The sequence below is a fragment of the Verrucosispora sp. SN26_14.1 genome (assembly GCF_004307965.1).
GTDB lineage: Bacteria > Actinomycetota > Actinomycetes > Mycobacteriales > Micromonosporaceae > Micromonospora.
This window is the reverse complement of record NZ_SISL01000739.1, coordinates 1-1,770: the sequence shown is the minus strand read 5'-3', so window position 1 is coordinate 1,770 and position 1,770 is coordinate 1. Positions and strand designations below refer to the sequence as shown.

The following is a 1,770-nucleotide window of genomic DNA, read 5'->3' as shown; positions in this document are numbered from 1 at the left end:
GGTCCCAACCCACCCGCCTCGCCCCGTCGATCATGGAGTCGTGGCGGTGACGAAACTGGGCATTCAGGTGCTTTCCGAGTGCCACAAGTCCATGATCGGCGAGCTCACGGCCGGCCGGGCTGCGACCCGGGACACGGCGGATAGGGCGAGGCGCGGCAGGGCGGCGGGCGGGGCCGGGTGGAGGGCGGTGGCTGCCTAGACTGCGCGGGATGAGTGGAGAGCGACGACCTCTGGCGGCGCGGCCCCTGACCGAGCCGCACCCGTCGCGGCTGTCGCCCGGGCACCCCGGCCGGGAGCAGATCATCGCCGCGCACGACGCGGCACTGGCCGCCGGGGACGCCGGTTACCTCGACCCGGACACCGGGCTGTTCGTACTCAGTGCCGGCTTCCTGGCCCGCCGGGGAACGTGCTGCGGGCGGGGTTGCCGGCACTGCCCGTACGTGGAGTGAAAACGGTCAGGCCGTAGGTGGAGTGAACGGTCAGGCAGCGGCGACGAAGACCCGGGAGGCGACCTCGCGGGGCAACCGGACGCTCTCGCCGGAACGGTCGATCGACACGCCGTCGCGTTCCTGCGCCACGGTGACCGTGGCCCCCGGGTCGACCCCGGCGGCGTGCAGTTGGCGGAGGACCTCGGCGTCGGTCTGCACGCTCTCGCAGATCCGCCGGACGATCACCTTGCCGCTCAGGCCGGGGAAGGCGAGGTTGCGCTCGCTCTCGGCCAGTTCCGGCTCGGTCTGCGTCGGCGGACCGAGCTCGTCCAGGCCCGGGATCGGGTTGCCGTACGGCGACCGGGTGGGCCGGTTGAGCAGGTCGTAGACCCGCTTCTCGACCGCGTCGCTCATCACGTGCTCCCACCGGCAGGCCTCTTCGTGAGCCTCCTCGTAGGGCATCCCGATCACGTTGACCAGCAGCAACTCGGCGAGCCGGTGCTTGCGCATCACCGAGACGGCGGTGGCGCGGCCGAGGTCGGTGAGTGTGAGGTGCCGATCGCCCTCCACGGTGAGCAGTCCGTCGCGTTCCATCCGGGCGACGGTCTGACTGACGGTGGGGCCGCTCTGGCGCAACCGTTCAGCGATCCGGGCGCGTAGCGGCGGCACTCCCTCCTCTTCGAGTTCGAGGATGGTGCGCAGGTACATTTCGGTCGTATCGACCAAGTCGTGAGACTTCATGGTGTCAGCGGCCCTCCGGCATCGATGGTACCCTGCCGCGCCCCGATCGATGGTCACCGAACCACCGCCGTCGTCACTGATGGTGTTGACTGGTTGCATGTCCGGTACAGACGATCTTCTGGTCGGGGCGCGGGCGCTCGCCGCCGAACTCGACGCGTCCGAACCGCCCACCCTGCTCGACGTACGGTGGCGTCTGGTCGGCCCACCCGGCCGGGACGACTACGCGGCCGGGCACGTTCCGGGCGCGGTCTTCGTCGACCTGGACACCGCGCTCTGCGGTCCGCCCGGTCGATCGGGCCGGCATCCCCTGCCCGATCCTGCGGCGCTCGAAGCGGCCCTGCGGTCCGCCGGGGTCCGCGACGGTCGTCCCGTGGTGGTGTACGACGGCGGCGACGGCATGGCCGCCGCCCGCGCCTGGTGGACGCTGCGCTGGGCGGGCCACCGGCCGGTACGCCTGCTCTCCGGTGGCTACCCGGCCTGGCTGGCTGCCGGCCTGCCCACCAGCGACGACGTGCCGACGCCCGAGCCCGGTGACGTGACCGTGCGCCCGGGTGCGCTGCCGGTGCTCGACGCCTCGGCCGCCGCCCGGCTGGCCGCCGGT

Annotated in this window: 3 protein-coding genes; 2 read left to right on the top strand and 1 reads right to left on the bottom strand. The window is 72.4% G+C overall.

Annotation, left to right across the window (positions count from 1 at the left end):
• Nucleotides 1-209 precede the first annotated feature (209 nt).
• A complete protein-coding gene (locus tag EYA84_RS31490) occupies nucleotides 210-449 on the top strand; it encodes a DUF5522 domain-containing protein (protein WP_131057813.1) in 240 nt (79 codons plus the stop codon).
• Between the two features lie 30 nt (nucleotides 450-479).
• On the opposite strand, the gene EYA84_RS31485 is transcribed toward EYA84_RS31490, so the two are convergent.
• Entirely contained in the window at nucleotides 480-1,169 is a 690-nt protein-coding gene (locus EYA84_RS31485; protein ID WP_131057812.1) for a metal-dependent transcriptional regulator, read from the bottom strand.
• 97 nt (nucleotides 1,170-1,266) lie between these two features.
• Between EYA84_RS31485 and EYA84_RS31480 the strand changes: the two genes are divergently transcribed.
• The coding region (locus EYA84_RS31480) for a sulfurtransferase (protein ID WP_131057811.1) at nucleotides 1,267-1,770 on the top strand (504 nt) is incomplete at its 3' end.

Coding starts and splice junctions, on each gene's coding strand:
- EYA84_RS31490 (WP_131057813.1), top strand. CDS start 210: ATGAGTGGAGAGCGACGACCTCTGGCGGCGCGGCCCCTGACCGAGCCG.
- EYA84_RS31485 (WP_131057812.1), bottom strand. CDS start 1,169: ATGAAGTCTCACGACTTGGTCGATACGACCGAAATGTACCTGCGCACC.